This window comes from Acinetobacter sp. CIP 64.2 (assembly GCF_000369645.1).
GTDB lineage: Bacteria > Pseudomonadota > Gammaproteobacteria > Pseudomonadales > Moraxellaceae > Acinetobacter.
In genome coordinates, this window is the sequence record NZ_KB850120.1 from 424491 (window position 1) to 441347 (window position 16857).

At 41.8% G+C, this 16857-nt stretch carries 15 protein-coding genes, 3 tRNA genes and 3 pseudogenes; 13 read left to right on the forward strand and 8 right to left on the reverse strand.

Annotation, left to right across the window (positions count from 1 at the left end; genetic code table 11):
* Positions 1-151 precede the first annotated feature (151 nt).
* The 9 genes and pseudogenes from F895_RS16650 to F895_RS16615 all read left to right on the forward strand — a co-directional run bounded on the left by F895_RS16650 (position 152) and on the right by F895_RS16615 (position 6901).
* Positions 152-409 (forward strand): FAD assembly factor SdhE, encoded by a 258-nt coding sequence (locus tag F895_RS16650; protein WP_005238573.1) that lies wholly within the window; start codon positions 152-154, stop codon positions 407-409.
* The gene (locus F895_RS20195) at positions 402-791 is read left to right on the forward strand and encodes a hypothetical protein (protein ID WP_005238574.1); all 390 of its coding nucleotides are present in this window, start codon (positions 402-404) and stop codon (positions 789-791) included. The genes F895_RS16650 and F895_RS20195 overlap by 8 nt, the downstream gene beginning before the upstream one ends.
* 207 nt (positions 792-998) lie before the next feature.
* Positions 999-1208, forward strand: a complete 210-nt coding sequence (locus F895_RS16640) for a hypothetical protein (protein ID WP_005238575.1) — start codon at positions 999-1001, stop codon at positions 1206-1208.
* Positions 1209-1567: 359 nt separating this feature from the next.
* The gene (locus F895_RS16635) at positions 1568-2683 is read left to right on the forward strand and encodes a hypothetical protein (protein WP_005238578.1); all 1116 of its coding nucleotides are present in this window, start codon (positions 1568-1570) and stop codon (positions 2681-2683) included.
* Positions 2684-2759: 76 nt separating this feature from the next.
* On the forward strand, positions 2760-3335 hold the full coding sequence (gene rrtA / locus F895_RS16630) for a rhombosortase (RefSeq protein ID WP_005238581.1): 576 nt from the start codon (positions 2760-2762) through the stop codon (positions 3333-3335).
* A 148-nt stretch (positions 3336-3483) separates the two neighbouring features.
* Positions 3484-3654: pseudogene (locus F895_RS20455) on the forward strand (hypothetical protein); the annotation flags it as partial.
* Positions 3644-3838, forward strand: a pseudogene (locus tag F895_RS20460) (hypothetical protein); the annotation flags it as partial. The pseudogenes F895_RS20455 and F895_RS20460, both read left to right, overlap by 11 nt.
* A 485-nt stretch (positions 3839-4323) precedes the next feature.
* Positions 4324-6528 carry a TRAP transporter large permease subunit gene (locus F895_RS16620; protein WP_005238586.1) on the forward strand — a complete coding sequence of 735 codons (2205 nt, stop codon included), beginning with the start codon at positions 4324-4326 and terminating at the stop codon, positions 6526-6528.
* 64 nt (positions 6529-6592) lie between these two features.
* Positions 6593-6901: a hypothetical protein gene (locus tag F895_RS16615; protein WP_005238587.1), complete on the forward strand. Its 309-nt coding sequence runs from the start codon at positions 6593-6595 to the stop codon at positions 6899-6901.
* Between the two features lie 2 nt (positions 6902-6903).
* On the opposite strand, the gene F895_RS16610 is transcribed toward F895_RS16615, so the two are convergent.
* Both F895_RS16610 and F895_RS16605 read right to left on the reverse strand, forming a co-directional pair.
* Positions 6904-7785 (reverse strand): DMT family transporter, encoded by an 882-nt coding sequence (locus tag F895_RS16610; RefSeq protein ID WP_005238589.1) that lies wholly within the window; start codon positions 7783-7785, stop codon positions 6904-6906.
* Positions 7786-7876: 91 nt separating this feature from the next.
* A complete protein-coding gene (locus F895_RS16605; RefSeq protein ID WP_005238591.1) occupies positions 7877-8656 on the reverse strand; it encodes an AraC family transcriptional regulator in 780 nt (259 codons plus the stop codon).
* A gap of 119 nt (positions 8657-8775) precedes the next feature.
* On the opposite strand from F895_RS16605, the gene F895_RS16600 reads away from it, so the two are divergent.
* Positions 8776-9690 (forward strand): DMT family transporter, encoded by a 915-nt coding sequence (locus F895_RS16600; protein WP_005238593.1) that lies wholly within the window; start codon positions 8776-8778, stop codon positions 9688-9690.
* A gap of 48 nt (positions 9691-9738) precedes the next feature.
* Here the strand turns inward: F895_RS16600 and F895_RS16595 are convergent, their stop codons facing one another.
* The 5 genes from F895_RS16595 to rnr form a co-directional block, all read right to left on the reverse strand.
* Positions 9739-10188 carry a hypothetical protein gene (locus tag F895_RS16595; RefSeq protein ID WP_005238595.1) on the reverse strand — a complete coding sequence of 150 codons (450 nt, stop codon included), beginning with the start codon at positions 10186-10188 and terminating at the stop codon, positions 9739-9741.
* 13 nt (positions 10189-10201) lie between these two features.
* The gene (locus F895_RS16590; RefSeq protein ID WP_005238597.1) at positions 10202-10408 is read right to left on the reverse strand and encodes a YheV family putative metal-binding protein; all 207 of its coding nucleotides are present in this window, start codon (positions 10406-10408) and stop codon (positions 10202-10204) included.
* A 38-nt stretch (positions 10409-10446) separates the two neighbouring features.
* Entirely contained in the window at positions 10447-12501 is a 2055-nt protein-coding gene (locus F895_RS16585; protein ID WP_026040115.1) for a M3 family metallopeptidase, read from the reverse strand.
* Positions 12502-12561: 60 nt separating this feature from the next.
* Entirely contained in the window at positions 12562-13149 is a 588-nt protein-coding gene (locus tag F895_RS16580; protein ID WP_005238601.1) for a hypothetical protein, read from the reverse strand.
* An 87-nt stretch (positions 13150-13236) separates the two neighbouring features.
* Positions 13237-15672 carry a ribonuclease R gene (rnr, locus tag F895_RS16575; RefSeq protein ID WP_005238603.1) on the reverse strand — a complete coding sequence of 812 codons (2436 nt, stop codon included), beginning with the start codon at positions 15670-15672 and terminating at the stop codon, positions 13237-13239.
* Positions 15673-15932: 260 nt separating this feature from the next.
* On the opposite strand from rnr, the gene F895_RS16570 reads away from it, so the two are divergent.
* From F895_RS16570 to F895_RS16560, 3 genes are all read left to right on the forward strand, one after another.
* Positions 15933-16022: transfer RNA gene (locus F895_RS16570), tRNA-Ser, on the forward strand.
* An 11-nt stretch (positions 16023-16033) separates the two neighbouring features.
* A tRNA-Arg gene (locus tag F895_RS16565) sits at positions 16034-16110 on the forward strand.
* A 46-nt stretch (positions 16111-16156) separates the two neighbouring features.
* A tRNA-Arg gene (locus F895_RS16560) sits at positions 16157-16233 on the forward strand.
* A 121-nt stretch (positions 16234-16354) separates the two neighbouring features.
* Here the strand turns inward: F895_RS16560 and F895_RS16555 are convergent.
* Positions 16355-16857: pseudogene (locus F895_RS16555) on the reverse strand (hypothetical protein); the annotation flags it as partial.

Sequence of the window (16857 nt, forward strand, 5' to 3'; positions counted from 1 at the left end):
CATGATCACCATACAAGAAATCGAAAATACTGAACAATGTGATCAATGCTCAATTTGATTGATGTATTTGGTCACTTGAGAAAAATCTCTAAGAACTTCATTGGCGAGATCAGGTACACTATGGAAAAATTGTTACATTGCGGAGCCCATCATGTCTGATGAAATGACACTGGAAGAGCGTAAGGTCGTGTATCGTGCACGTCGTGGTTTAAAAGAAATTGATGTGTATTTTGACCCGTATGTTAAAAACTACTATTTAACTGCCGATACGGCTGAAAAAGCCTTATTTGCAGAGCTTGTCGATCAAGAAGACCCTGATTTATTGGACTGGTTTATGGAAGTTGGGGAACCACCTCGTACAGAATTAAAAGACTTTATTCTCAAACTCAAACATTATGTACATGGCTAAGCATGTTTTTGAGTTGCAATACAGCAGGTTTGCGTTTGTGTTGCAACTCTTGCTGTTAATCTTTCTCCTGAGTTTACTCTATGCGTTAGTCAGCATTGGATGGTGGCTACTTAGTCTTCTAGGAATGACGATTTCTTGGTTTGTTTTTTTGAGACAGCCTCAGATCAGACGGTTTGAATACTTGGATCATCAGGACTGTTCATTCGAATTTTCGGATCCGACATTGAAAATTCAGCGTCGACAGATTGTTAAAATATTGGATCATCAACTCTATATTGCGCTCTATTTTTCTCATAAAAAGCATAAACCTTGCATCGTTTGGTGGGATCAATTGTCATACGCACAATGGAAAAAGTTAAAAATACGAGCAAAACTCAGCTGATTGTTTGACAATTATACAACTGTGCATAATTTAAAATAATATAAATTTCAAAGTCTTAAATTGTTTTTTTTGCTATTTTGATTAAATTGTTAGATTAAATACTCTAAAAAATCATAAAAGTAATGATTGTCAGACAATCTGACCATCAAGCCCGATTTATTTTCGTTAAAGTACAAATACCAACGTAAAGGGTGGTGGAGGTTCTAAATGGAAATTCCAACATGGTCGTTTCTGGTGATCGCAATTATTTTTGCGATTGTAGTAGGAAGAGCAGGAACTTTACTCAGGGAATATCTTGAATCACGTCAATCGCAACATGTTGCAGTGATCAAGAGAAAGAGATTGAAAGTGTCGTCAATATATCACTCTCCCGTGAATATCGATGATGAACGCCAATCTAGTATCTATCAAAAATAGATACACAAGTGTAGGAGGTCTCTATGGAGATTTCAATGTGGATGTTTCTAGTAATTGCAATCGTTATGGCGATCGTAGTAGGAAGAGCTGGGACATTACTCAAGGATTATTTTCAAAAAAACTAAAATATAAAGAGTTTCACGATTTTACCAGTTAATAAGTAGCATGTGCTGAACCGTCGCAATGCTACTTTTTTTTGCCTGAAATTTCTGTTGATGTGCCCAATTGTCAATTCTTTCGTCTGTGAATTGTGTCAAAATGTCCAAGTTAAAATTAGAGCAATTACTCTTTAATTCAAGTTTTGCATCTGATAATGTACAGCTAAAAGGAAAAAACAAATTATTAGAGGGACAGGAAGTATGTCTAAACTCCATAAAATTGGACAAGGTGTGGCGGTTACCGTTTTGGCAACATCAATGCTATCAGGATGTTCATATGTGATTAAAACGGGCGCCAATGTGGCACTTGGTTTTGGTGAGAAACATATTGTTCCACCGATTTTGGCAATGGATGATGCTGAAATGGTGTGTAATTCAGGTAATGCCTTAACTCCAGCGGTGATGTCAACCAAAGATATGGGTGCTGATCCAACCCGTATGGCTGTTTTACTTTATACGGCATCGGGTGTTTGTGCGGAAAATCAGGCCCTGGAAGCAGAGTTGCGCTATTTACGTGCATCCAAATCAGGTCAGGTTTCTGAGGCACAAGATGCGCGTATTGAACAAAAACGTTGGGCTGCGATTGCGGCAGAGCGGCAATATGCGGGTTATCAGTTATTTGCCAACCGTTGGGAAACTAAATACAAATATAAACTAGGTGACTCATGTCCAACCATGCGCAATGATCTTGATCAAACCGTGTATTTACTTGGAATGGTGAGTGGCTTACAAGCTATGACCAATGATATTAACTCGGGTGGTGCAGTTAACGTGCCTAAAGATATTGCCGGAATTGTTGAACGTGGTATGACCTGCTTGGACAACGAAAAATTCTGGGGCGCGCCAATGGCGACCCGTGCAGTGATCTGGACTTTATTGCCAGGAGCGGGTGATGGTAAGCCTGAACCTTATGCAACCATGAAACAATCGATGCAAATTGGCGAGAAAAAAGGGGTACGTCTGGCACATGCTTTATATGCTGTTGCAGCCCAGGCGAGCGGTGATGATGCTAAGTTACGCGATGCATTCCGTTCTTATGCGAAGGCGACAAGTGATGATAAGCCTGCTAATCCACAGTTCCGTTTAATTGATAGAATGGCGGGTTTAATGGTGCGTGGTATTGCAGATCGTTACTGGACTGAGCATACCGGTGTTAGAGCGGGTGATGAAGGCTTAACTACTTTCTGGGATGATAAACAAGAAAGTTCGGCAGAATTAGACTCGCTGTTTGATGGTGGTGAGGGGGCTCCTGCGCAAGATCAAGTCGCTCCAGTACAAGATCAAGCCGCACCAGCACAAGAAACACCAGCTGAGTAACCTGAATTAAACGACCTTTTATAGGTGAAGCATCTAAACTTATAGAAGGTCGGTTTTTTCAAAAGGTGAGCGATAAATGAAAGATCAAATATGGATAAGCAAAATCATTTTGATCGCGATATGTATTTCCATATCGGCTTGTCTGCAAGTTTTTTCTGATCATTTTATTTATTGGCGACCCACCTTGCTTGACGAATTTTGGCGCATCTGGACTGCACACTGGGTACATGTCGGTTGGATTCATTTTCTGCTCAATATGATGGCCTTTGCTTGTTTGCCTTTTATTTTTCCGCATGTGCGCAATTGGCATCTAGGTGCATTATTGTTGATTTTGCCACCATTCATTAGTCTGATTTTTTATTTTTATTTACCTTATGTTGATGCTTATGCTGGACTTTCTGGAGTCTTGCATGGTCTCTATACCGCAGTCGGTGTAGTGTATTTGCAATATAAGAATGAACGAAAATTTGCAATCTTGGTGCTGGCATTAATTGCTGCCAAACTCATTTGGGAAAATACCTTTGGACAAACAGGGACAGCACAGTTGATCGGGAGTCCTGTGCTGACCGAAGCACATTTGATTGGCGCAATTGGTGGTCTGCTCTGTGGTATGGCTTATTTATTGATAAAAAATATAAAAATGAGAATGTAATAATCATTTGATAAATAAACTTAATAATATTTCAGTGGGTGTATAGAGGGATTGGTTATAAAGAGAATAAATCTATTCTCTATTGACCATGTACATTGAAAACTCAGCATCTTCGGAGGGATGTTGATCACAATAAACTGGAATAGATATGCAAGATGATGAACAGAAAAAATCTGGGTTAGGTCTATTAAGTAATATTTGGACCGAGTGGATATCAACTTTTATTTTCCTTTTTTTATTGCTTATTCGCTGGATTATTGGTACTGGAGAGATGATCCATGGCCAGTTATTACGGAAGGGGGAGCTTCTATATGGTGATTATTATAGGAGGTGCTTTTACTTTCTTTATGGTTTATCCGATGAGGCAAGCAACCGATCTGGGCCAGTTGGTTGAAATTTGAAGTATTTTCCTGAATCTAACCTTGTTTATCTGGGTGGGGATGTTGTTAAAACAGATGTGGATTGTCGATTTGTTTCTCAATATCTGGCGTCCCTGCAATCTCGTTTCCTAAACCTTGACCTGATTGATCGAATCGCTGCTAAAAATCAAACAAGCGATTTGTTGATCGGTATAGTGGGTGATTAAGGAGCAGAGAGTCATAAGAGCTAGGTTGAAACTTATGACAATTATTATGTGATTAAAGATCGATACAGTTATGTTATAAATAGACGGAAAAGATTGAATAGCTTGCTTTAGGGTTAAACGCTCTGACCGTTTGAACAACGGTAAAAGTTTATTTAGGCTGTTAAATTTGTAATCAAAATAAGGATGAAATGCGAGGGTAGTCGAGAGAGTACATATAAATTGATAAAAACAACCAATAAAAAAGTGATTGCAGTCATTCTTTTTTCTAGAAGTTTGCTGCAAATTTAAGCTGTTAAAAAAGGACTGGTGATTCGATGGGTAAATGCATTTATCCATCAACCATGGACATCGCATGATTCAACATCTTCGGATGGATGTTGATAACAATAAATTGGAATAGACATGCAAAATGATCAAGAGAATAAGTCTGGATTAGCCCGGTTAGGCACTATCTGGAATGATTGGATATCAACCTTCATTATTCTTGCCTTGTTGCTAATGACTTTGCTTATTGGTACAGGCGAAATGATTCACGGTCAGATGCTTCGTATGGGGGAGCGTCTTTATGGTGATCAAACAACGGGGATGCAATATTCGTTTTTACGTGCGGAACCTGAAAAACCATCTTGTGATCGGCATCCAAACATTGATGCACAAGTTCAAGCGCAGATGAAAGCGAATGCTGCTGATGAGTTTGCGAGTATGTTTGGGGCTGCCTCTGAATCTGACGTTCGTGCCTCGCTATTAGCGGCACAACAACAATGTGAAGAAAAATATCAGTTCTATGATAAAGCGATGAAGCACTTGGAAGAGCATCCAAGTATTCGTACTTATCGTAAGGTTGAAACGACTTTCTTCGGTATCTTTAAATACGGTACTGAAAATCAAACAGTTATTTTATTGATTATGGTGTTGTTTGCTTCTATTACGGCATCTTTACGTTATCACCATATTAGTTTACGTGCACCTAAAACCAAGATTGATTTCCGTGTCTATTCTGCGTTGATGGTTGCGGGTAATGCATTGCTCAGTTATTCAGTATTGAGTCAATATCATTCAGTATTAAACTCGGGTGTAGAGGTTGCAGGCAAAACGACGGTATTGTACTGCTTGTGGATCACCTTATTTGTATCTCTCACCATCATTAGTATCTTCCAGTTCATTTTTATTCCCAAGTCTGCCCAACCGAATGGAAACTTTGGTTTGGCAGTATTGAGTGTTCCGCTGTATGCCTTCATGTCTCTGGTAACAGGGATTGTATTTACCTTCTTCATGGATTATCCAATGGGGCAAGGGATCTACTTAGGTATTCTGGTTGAGTTCTCGGGTATTTTCTTAAATCTGGCATTGTTCATCTGGGCTGGTATGTTGCTGACCCAAACCCGTGTCATGGATTTATTCTTAAACATCTTGCGTCCTTGGAACTTGGCACCAGAGACCTTAACTTGGTTGATCTTGATTGCAGCCGCGATTCCGACAGCCTATACAGGGGCTTCAGGGATTTTCGTTATTGCAGCGGGTGCGATCATTTATAAAGAAGTGTGGAACTCGGGTGCACGTCGTCAATATGCCTTAGCGGTCTCCGCAATGTCAGGTTCTTTGGGGGTGGTGATTCGTCCATGTTTATTGGTCATCCTGATTTCAATGCTGGATAGCCGTCATGTCACATCGACTGAATTATTTGATCATGGTATCTATGTCTTCTGGTTAACTGCATTCATCTTCCTCGGAGTTTCTCTGATTCTTGCTGAAGAAAAATTCCGTGTGAACTCGCCTAAAATTGCGGTTCCTGGCATGTTGCGTGCCTGCGTACCCGTGATTCCTTATGTGGTCATTGGTTTTGCGGTGGTGATGTTCTACAAGCTAGCTTTAGATACCTCAATCAATGAATTTACCGCACCAATGATTTTGCCATTGGTGTTGATTGCCATGATCTTGTTTGACAAGTTATTTGCATCGAAACTTGCACCTGCTCCAGTGGTTGATGTTCAGCATGAAGCCTTGGTTCGTGAACACGAGAAAAAATCTGAGTTCCTGAAATCACATGATCCACATGGCAGCAAAAGCCTTGGTTTTGGTGGAGCACTACGTTTTGCAACTTCAGAAACGGTGGGGCATATCGGCGCTTTAATCTTGCTGATGGCTTTGTCTGCGAGCGTGGGTGGTTTAATCGAACGGGCTGAAGTGGTTGAATTATTACCGACACACTTGGGCAATATCTATATTTCACTTGCCTTCATTGCGTTGTTACTTGCGATTATTGGGATGACCACCGATCCATTTGGTGCGGTGATTCTGGTGGCTGCGACGGTTGCGCCGGTAGCCTACGAAAATGGTATCCATCCGATTCACTTCTGGATGATCGTATTGGTGGCATTCGAATTTGGTTATGTAACACCGCCTGTTGCCTTGAACCACTTGCTGACGCGACTTTCCGTCGGGGATGAAGAGGTCTCGGCTGCCGATCGGGAGGCAAAAGAAAAATACACCAGTTTCTACTTCCGTTATGAGCGTTGGTTATTGCCGATTATTGTCTTGTTCTCATCTTTGGTATTGGTGACTTATGCACCATATGTCTTCCAGATGTTTGGTTGGTATAAACATTAAGCGTTGAACCTAAAAAGCACCTTCGGGTGCTTTTTTATTGTTATTTTATTGAATAGGTTAATCTATGAAAGCATTGAGCCAGAAAGAATATCAGGCAACCCTTTTCCCTCCCATGTTAGATGTTACGGAGAGTGCCGAGGAAATTGTAGATTTATGGGGCTATGCTGATCTTGTGATTGAACAGTGGTATCATTCCTGTACGGCTTGGGAATGGTATGTGAAACATATTTATGAAACTCAAGATGGGCAATTCCAGCATATTAATATCCCAGTACCCTTAGATAATACCTATCTTGTGGTCGTTGTTGATAAGCCGAAACGGGAAATTCTAGGTCACTATGTACTGGATTTACACCCTGATCCAAAGTCATGAACTTACAATACTGACTTTTTTGACTTTTGTATTAAAGGGCTACATAACAAAATCGCTGAGAGAATAATGCCAAAACCAATCACGCTATATAAATCAGGCACTTCATTCCACAGTAAAAAGCCCCAAAGTCCTGCAAAGATAATTGCAATATAGTTGACGGGTGCAATCTGCCCAGCAGGGGCCAGACGGTAGGCATGTGACATAAATATCTGGCTGACATTGGCCAGTACACCTGCACCAATCAAAAACAATAATTCTTGTAAATGATAAGGGCGCCATACCCAAAACATCGGAATGACAGACAATAAAGAACCAATCAAGCAGAAATAAAACACAATACGTTCAGGCGGTTCGGTTTGAGTCAGGGCACGTACTGTGACAAAGGCCATCGAGGCCAACAGGCTGGAGCTGATCCCGACAACAGAAATCCAGTTGAATAAGCCTTGATCAGGCTTGGCGACACAGAACACCCCGATAAAGCCGAGTGTTGCAGCAACTAGCATCGCCGTCGTGACTTTTTCTTTGAGAAACAGCCAAGCAATCAGCGGAATAAAAATCGGAGATGAGTAGGTAAACACCATGGCATTGGAAAGTTTTAAATGCGCAATCGCATAGAAAAAGCCATACATGGCAGCAAGCCCGACAATGCTACGCCAAGTATGCATCCACAGTTTTTCTGTTTTTACAAAACTGGTTCCTTGTTTAAATATAAAAGGCAAAAACAGGATCAACCCAACCACATTGCGGAAAAATACAATGGTGTAGTTATCGACGCTATGTGAAGCATAACGAATACAAATGCCCATTACAGAAAAAAGCAGCGCAGAAAGGGTAAGGCAACCAATCGCCATCATTAGGTTGCGATTGGTGTGTTGAGCATCCATAGCGATTCGGGTATTGGAAGATTGCGCTTATTTTATGCTGCTGTAAGGATGAAAGGAATGAGATTCTTCACCCAATCTATGCTCAGGACACTTAACTCAATGTGTCAGAAAATTGTTTCAGATAATCACTGGGTGTCATGCTGGTTTCACGCTTAAACATGGCACTAAAGGCACTTGGACTGTCATAGCCCAAGTCCAAGGCAACATTTAAAACGGGTTTGTTCAGAGACAAATCAATCATGGCTTGCATCAGTTTGGCCTGGCGTACCCAGTGAGAAAAATGCAGACCAGTTTCATTCTGGAAATGCCGTGCCAGAGTTTTACTGCTGATGTGCAGTTGCTGTGCTGTCTCTTCGAGCCCCCAGTCCAAGGCCAAATTGTCTTTAATTCTTTGGCACAGTTGCAAAAGCTTGGGGCTTTGAGGATCTGGCAAATTAAAGGCAAGGGCTGGCAATATCCGAACTTCGTCTAAGATTAACTGTAACAGTCTTTCATCACGACTATTCGGCTGGATGGCTGTTTTGATCTGCATTGCGCTACTCATTAGCTCTCGTAGTAAAGCAGGAATGGCAACCACACGGCATTCTGAATTCAGATGCGTTTGTGCTGAGGTTTCTATAAAAATCCCTCGGGCTTTGACATCACCGCTACTGAGTAGGGCATGTGGTTTATGCGCTGGAATCCAGACCCCACGTCCAGGCGGGGTAATCCAAATCCCCTCATGCGTTTGTACCCGAATCACGCCAGAAAGAGTATGAATCAATTGAATTCGGTCATGACTATGCCAATCCTCGATATGCCCATGCGGATAGTTTTCCGAAAAAGCATAAACGGGATAATCCATAAATCCATGTTGAAAATTTTTTCCCATCTTGGCAGATATCCTGAATAGATTGTCTGTTTTTCGATAGCAGTCGTCTTATTATCGAGGAACAGTGCATTGATTATTTTTTAGCATGACTGGTACTGCAATGTATAGGTGTCTAGATCATGTTTCAGAAAGCGTATTTTTATCCCTTATTGGCCATTTTGTTTTGGGCGGGCAATGTGGTGGTGTCGAAAATGGCCAGCCATGCTATTTCGCCTGTGGCGATTACGTTTTATCGTCTGGTGCTGGCACTCGCCGTGATGAGTACCTTTGTGCTGATTCCAGTCTGGAGAAATCGCAAAACCATTCAGCAGTACTGGAAACAATTGGCATTAGGTGGCTTTCTGTCCGTGTCTCTCTTCCAGTTTTTGTCTTATCAGGCGGCATCGACCACGACGGCGACCAATATGGCGATTGTGACGGCATTGATTCCTTTGCTGACCATGATTTTAAGTAGTGTGATGCTGAAAGATCGGCTGAGTTACGGCATGTTGTTTGGCGGTGCCTTATCTTTTTATGGCATCTTGTATTTGCTGAGTCATGGTTCAATTACAGATATCTGGAAGCAAGGAGTGCATTTGGGTGATGGTTTGATGCTGATTGCTGCGGCTGGTTATGCCTTATATGGGGTGCTATTAAAGCGTTGGAAAATGCCAATTCCTGCATGGCAATCGAATTTTGTACAATCCTGTTTTGCGATTATCTATGTATTGCCTTTCTTTATCTTCTTGCCTGCTTCGCAGATGCAATTGAACCAAAAGACTATTCCCTTAATTGTCTATGCCAGTATTTTTTCGTCAGTATTGTTGTCGTATTTATGGATCGAAGGAGTAAGACATTTAGGGCCAAATCGAAACAGTATTTTCATGAATCTATTGCCTTTATTTACTGCGTTGATTGCGGTGGCCTTGTTGGGTGAACATTTACAGATGTTCCACTACATTGGCGGTGGTTTAACTTTGCTGGGCATTCTAATTGCACAGACGATTCAAAAGCCAATTCAGTTTAAACAGGGTACCAAGCAAATTTTAGATTAAAGGGAGATGATATGAAAAAGCATTAACTGCTGTTAATGCTTTTATTTATCAAGATTTACTTTGTGCCGCAATTTGGGCTTCTAGCAGTTTGATTTGATCTTCTTTCAATTTCAGCAGAGTATCAACATCGTTATGTTGCTGCTTTAATTCATGCTGCTGGTCTTGCAATTGTTGATGAATATCATCCAGTTTGGCAATTTCTTCTTTTGCCAAACTATCATTTACAGGCAAGGGGTCTTTCACAATCGATTCTTCAACCAATTGGATTGGAGCAGCAACATCACCTGTTGCGGTGCTCACCTCATCAGACGTGGCAGCTTCTGCTTGCGCAGGAGCAACGGTTTTTTCTGCAACAGGCTGTGCAGATGTGGACGCGGTTGATTGCTGGTCTTTTTGTGCTAGAAACCATTGGACAGCAAGGAACAGCACCACAACAACACTCATTCCACCAATTATTATCCATAATAATTTGGAATTTTCTGTTTGGTATGCGGACATCACTTTAAACCTTCTAGTCAAAATGACGAGGTTTGAACTGTATCACCCCAATTTCATCTGGCTCAGCGGATTGCGCCGGTTCCACGTGGGTCGGGCGCTTTTCGCTATAAGCACATTCGATACATTCAATCCACTCGTCATCCACAGTGATGATCTTAACCACACGATCTAAGGCTCCACATTTTGGGCATATTGCGCCCGCGATGAACTGTCTTTTCATGTCAGTTAATTACACCCTGTGAACAATAATGACGTAGTTTAAGCGGTTTTATCGGTGTTCGTCCAACCTTGATGGCGTAATAATGCATCTATTTTCGGTTCTCTTTTTCGGAAATTGCGAAACGCATCAAGTGCTGTATCTTTTCCGCCAACTGCTAGAATAAACTTTCTAAACTCTTTTCCAGTCTCGGTATTAAAAATACCTTCGCTTTCGAAACGATCGAAGGCATCACTGGCTAAAACTTCTGCCCATTTATAAGAGTAGTAACCTGCCGCATAACCACCTGCAAAAATATGACTAAAGCTGTGCTGGAAACGGTTATAAGCTACCGCGGGAACCACGGCAAATTGATCACGGATATCGTCCAATGTCGTTTGGATTTGCTGACTGTTTAAGGCTGGTGCTTGGCGGTGAATGCTGAGATCAAACAATGCAAATTCAATCTGACGCAAGGTTTGCATGCCAGACTGGAAGAAACGTGCGTTGAGTAAGGCAGATAGCAATTCTTGCGGTAAAGTCTGTTTGGTTTCAGTGTGTTCGCTGAGTACATCTAAACTTTCATTGTCCCATGCCCAGAATTCCATAAACTGGCTTGGTAATTCCACTGCATCCCACGCCACGCCGTGGGTACCGGCTACCGAGATATTATCTACTTCAGTCAGCATGTGATGTAAGCCATGACCAAACTCATGAAATAAGGTAATCACTTCATCATGGGTGAGGAGCGCAGGTTGATCGCCAATCGGTGGAGTAAAGTTACACACCATGTAGCAAATCGGTTTTTGTAGACCCTTGGCGGTTTGTACACGAGAACGGAAACCGCTCATCCATGCACCACCACGTTTTCCGTTACGGGCATATAAATCGAAGTAGAAACCGCCGACCACTTGGCCTTGATCTTCAATTTCGAAATAACGGACATCATCTTGCCAGACAGGGGCTTGGCGCTCAACGATCTGGATGCCGTAAAGGCGTTGTACGATCTGGAATAAACCTTGTACCACTTTGGGTGCAGGGAAATAGGGTTTCAATGCTTCTTGTGAAAGATTGAACTGTTGTTGTTTCAGCTTCTCAGAATAGTAGGTTGCATCCCACGGTTTTAACTCTGCAATGCCATCTTGTTGTGCAATCGCTTTCAGTTCTGCAATTTCGGCAAGCGCTGGGGTACGCGCATGTTCTGCCAGATCCACCAAGAATTGATTCACCGTTTCCACATCAGGTGCCATTTTGCTGGCAAGGGAATATTCAGCAAAGTTGTTAAAGCCAAGCAGTTGCGCCATTTCTTGACGTAAGCTCAGGATTTCTTCCATCACCGGGGTATTATCAAATTCAGTCTTATCAGATTGTTCTGAGGCACGGGTAACATAGGCCTTATACAGCTCTTCTCTTAATTCACGATCATCAGCATAGGTCATAATCGCAAAATAAGCGGGGAAGTCGAGTGTGGCAACGGCTTGTTCAAGCTCACGTTGTTGTCCGTATTGTTTTAACAATTCAACACTGCTTTGCGGCAGACCTTTGAGTTGTGCTTCGGTCAAAGGCTTGAAGTAGGCTTGGGTTGCATCGAGGACATGATTGGAAAAGTCTGAAGACAGTTGGGATAAACGTGCCGAGATTTCAGCATAACGCTTTTTGGCTTCACCTTGGAGTGCAACACCTGACAGTTTAAAGTCACGTAACGCGAGTTTGATCGCGCTTTGTTGTGCTTCGCTCAGCGTTTGAAATACGGCGCTGTCATGGATCTGTTGATAGGTTTGATACAACGCCGTATGTTGTCCAAGCTGCGTATAGTACTCACTTAAACTCGGTAACAGCGCTTGATACACTTCACGGGTTTCAGCATTGTTCATGACCGCATTCAGATGCGACAAAATGCCCCACGATTCACTCATGTTATTTTCAAGTTGGTCGACTTCTGCCAAGGTTGCCAGTTGGGCTTCAGGGCTTTGCGGAACTTCATTGAGTTGGTTTAAGAAGTTTTGACCGTTTTGAATGGTCTGTTCAATCTGTTGTTTTAAATCGGCAAGTTGAATTTGATTAAATTGAGGAACGGGAAGCGTTGCTTGTTGGAGTGTCATTGTATTTTGCCATATTCATCTTTAAACATAGTTATAGATGTAGGGCTTAGTGGGGAGGAAATCAAGGTTGATTGATTATTTATTCGTTGGGTTTTGCGTTGCGACCTGAATTTTATCAATCGATAGCACATAGGTACCAAAATAACTTTGACGTGTCGATAACTCCAGTTTGAGTTGATGGTTTTTATACACCTGATATTCAGTCGAGGTCATTCTAAAGATCGGTATGTTGGAATAAGCTGTTTTAAAAAAATAGATAGTTCCCTGTCTGGTGTGCTTTTTTTCGACAATCGCTGACGCCTCTATTATTTGCAAATCTCCAGTGATATACGTCCAGATCATTGGAAGCGTACCGGCTAAGTTGAGCCAGAGTACGGGAATAATGAATAAAGGGAAAATAAATAAAGCATAGCGTTTAGGTTGTTTTTGTACTTTCTCCCATTGTCTAGGAATCACCCATTCCTGTTTCTTTTTCAAGTAGAGAAAATAAATGAGGAGTAAAGCATAGAGAAAACAAGAAATGATCAAGGCGACAATTTCTACTGTAGAACGAGGTGAAAAATTACCCCAAAATATAGATATAGCGGCAGAGATTGTGAAAAAGAAAAAGAGTATATAAATGTAATAATGATAATAATATTTGGTGATGCGGTAAGAAGGCATTAGGATTTTATTTATATTCAGAAATAGTCTATCTCTTCATTCTATAACAAAAAATAAGAGAGCCGAAGCTCCCTTGTCTTTTCAAAATTATTCAGCCTTTGTTTTCGCGTTCGACTTTTTCTTTTTCACTTTCTTTTTGGCCTTTTCTTTGATTTCTGGTTTAGCAGACGCTTTTTTAGCTGGCTTTTTGCTATAAGAACTTGGTTTGTTCTTATCCTTTTTCTTACGTACAGGCTTCTCACCATCTTCACTGACTTTAGACTTCGTAGATGCCGGTTTGCCAAATACTTGTTCAGTTGTTGAAGCACGATTTGAGCTAGAAGGATTCGCAGTACGTGGTGCTTTCTGACGAATTACACGGCCTAAATGCGTCAGCTGCTGGACTAGTTGGAAGTCAATTTTACGTTCTTCCAGATTTACACCCGCCACTTGAATCTTGACTTCATCGCCGAGGCTAAACGATTGACCTCGATTCTGACCGATTAAGCTTTGGCTGGCCTGATCATACAGGAAGAAGTCTTCACCCAATTGGCTGACATGAATCATGCCATCGACATATAAATCTTTGAGCGTTACGAATAGACCAAATTCTGTCACCGCACTAATGATACCAACAAACTCATCACCTAAATGCTGTTGCATATAATGGCACTTCAACCAAGTCGTCACGCTGCGTGAAGCTTCATCGGCACGACGTTCAGTTTGTGAGAAATGCTCGCCCGCATCATCTAAAGCAGCACCAGACAATGGGTAAGGTTTCTTAGCGAGATAGGCTTTAATGGCACGGTGTAACAATAAATCTGGGTAACGACGAATTGGTGAAGTGAAATGCGTATAGGCTTCATAAGCAAGACCGTAATGTCCGGCATTGTTTGCACCATAATAGGCTTGCATCATTGAACGTAACAGCACCGCATGGATACTTGGCGCATCTAAACGATCTTTGGTCGCTTCAATCACCGCTTGATAATCGGCTTGAGTAGGTTGTTCTGGGAATGGCAAACCGAGCAATTTGACAAAATCACGTACTTTTTGAATACGTGAGAATTCAGGTGCCTCATGCACACGATATAACATTGGAATATCATGTTCTAACGAGTATTCAGCTGCAGCAACGTTGGCCAACAACATACATTCTTCAATCAGTTTATGCGCATCATTACGGGTACGTGGCAAGATTTCTTTGATTCCACCTAACTCATCAAAGGTCATGTAGGTTTCAACGGTTTCAAATTCCATTGCATGACGTTTGGCCCGTAACTCTTTCAATGTTTGATAGAGCTGGAATAAGGTATTTAGTGATTTATGAATGGTCTTGTCTTCAGGAATTGCATCTGTTGCCCCTTCAAAATATTGACCAACTTGGGTATAGGTCAAACGGGCTTTGGAATGCATTACTGCAGGGTAGAACTCATAACCTGTGACTTTACCTGCACGAGACAGTTTTAAATCGCAGACCATACATAAACGGTCAACATGTGGATTTAAAGAACAGAGGCCATTGGATAATGCTTCTGGCAGCATCGGCAGCACGAAATGTGGGAAATAAACAGAGGTTCCACGTTCTTCAGCTTCTTCATTTAAAGGTGAGTCTAAACGAACATAGTGACTGACATCTGCAATCGCAACCACAACTCGGTAACCACCACCTGCACGTTTTTCTGCAAAAACGGCATCGTCAAAGTCGCGTGCATCTTCGCCATCAATGGTGACCAGTGGTAGATCTCGTAAATCAACACGACCTTTAAGATCTTTTGCCGAAGGTTCTTTAAAACTCTCTGCTTCTTTAATCACCGCTTCCGGGAATTCATAAGGTAGACCAAACTCTAGAATGGTTTGCGGAATAATAATCTCGGTATCGGCTTTATCTGACATCGATTGAACAATGTGACCTGTCGCCAGCTCTTCACGGGTCGGGTAGTCATCAATCGCGACACGCAGCATATCACCCACTTTGGCATTGGCGTGTTGAATCAATTCTTTTTCAAGGGTAATCGGTTGATGCTGATTCGGATTACTTGGTTGAATAAAGTATTCACCTTCATGCTCAGACACTTTACCAATAATTTGTTTGACGCGACGTTGCACCACTTCGGTAATAAAGCCCCATGCTTTACCTTTACGGTCAACTGAGGTCTGACGGACCTTAACTCGATCGCCATTAAAGACCAAACGTAACTCACGTTCAGGCAGCAGTACATCATTCTGTCCCGCAATGTTGGCAGTCCCCAAACCTTTACTATTAATATAGACCGTTGCTTCGTGGCTTGGTAAATCGGTTGCAGGCTGGTATTTAAATCCATCCTTCATCAATTGTCCGTCACGGACCATCGCACTTAAACGATGATTCAAGGCATCGATACTTTTTTGATCGGGGATATTAAAGTGGTCGACAAGCTCTGCATGAGACTGTGCAGTTTTTAGTTGTTCTAATGTAGTTAAAATAAGAGTTCGGCTAGGAATAGGATTATCGTAACGTTGCGCTTCTGCTTTTGCTTCGGGATCGGCCCAATTTTTAGTCATATCGTTTCATTTCACATCTGGCAGATCGGTTTAGCATAAGTCATTCAAACTCTAACTGCACGTCAAAGATTGCAAGATTCTGTTTATTGCCCCGATCCAAATAAAGGAGATAAGCCTATATTAACAAGCACGGCGCTAAAAAATGCTGAAAAAATGCGAAAATTGATTAAAAAGTATTTGATTGAACTGAAAAAGAAGAAAAAAACAGGAACATCCCTTGTGTAATGTGGTTTTAGTTTGTATTATTGCGCTCGTGTTACGGTGAGATGGGTGAGTGGCTGAAACCACATCCCTGCTAAGGATGCATACGGGTAACTGTATCGAGGGTTCGAATCCCTCTCTCACCGCCACTTTACTTAAAGCGCTCATAGCTCAGCTGGATAGAGCACTTGGCTACGAACTAAGGGGTCGGGAGTTCGAATCTCTCTGAGCGCACCAAGTAAAGATTTAAAGTAACACATGCCTCATTGGCAACATAAGTAATGCGCTCATAGCTCAGCTGGATAGAGCACTTGGCTACGAACTAAGGGGTCGGGAGTTCGAATCTCTCTGAGCGCACCAACTTAATAAAAGAAACCGCTTAATTGCGGTTTTTTTGTGCCTGATATTTGTGAACCGCATGTGAGTAATCGCATAAATATAAAAAAGCCGCTGTCATCAGCGGCTTTTTTTATGAATTGATTTAGAAATGATTCACTGAACTTAATAGATGATCTGTAAGTGAATTTAATGGTGATTGAAGTGACACAAGATCTGTTAAAGAACCACCATTTGGATGTGGTTCGCCAACAGCAATGCCTGAAGCCACTGTTCCTGTCAACGCATCTAAAATTCCATCTATGCTTCCATGTGCATTGTAATCGCCATGTCCAACACTAATATTGATTAGATTATTAAGACTATCTAGTGATCCATCGCTGGCTAAGTGGCCTACATGATTTTGAAGCGCATCAATCGCGATATTACCATTACTAATGACGGTTTGGATCGGTTGAGCAATACCTGAAATCACATCTGCGCTATTTACACCATGGTTAAGCGTACCCAGAATATCTGTAATTGAGCCAAGATGATTGCTACCACCACCTGTAATACCGCCAGTGATACCGCCAATGATATCGGTAACTGAGCCTAAATGACCGCCAGCACCACCACTAATGCCACCTGTGATACCACCGATAATAT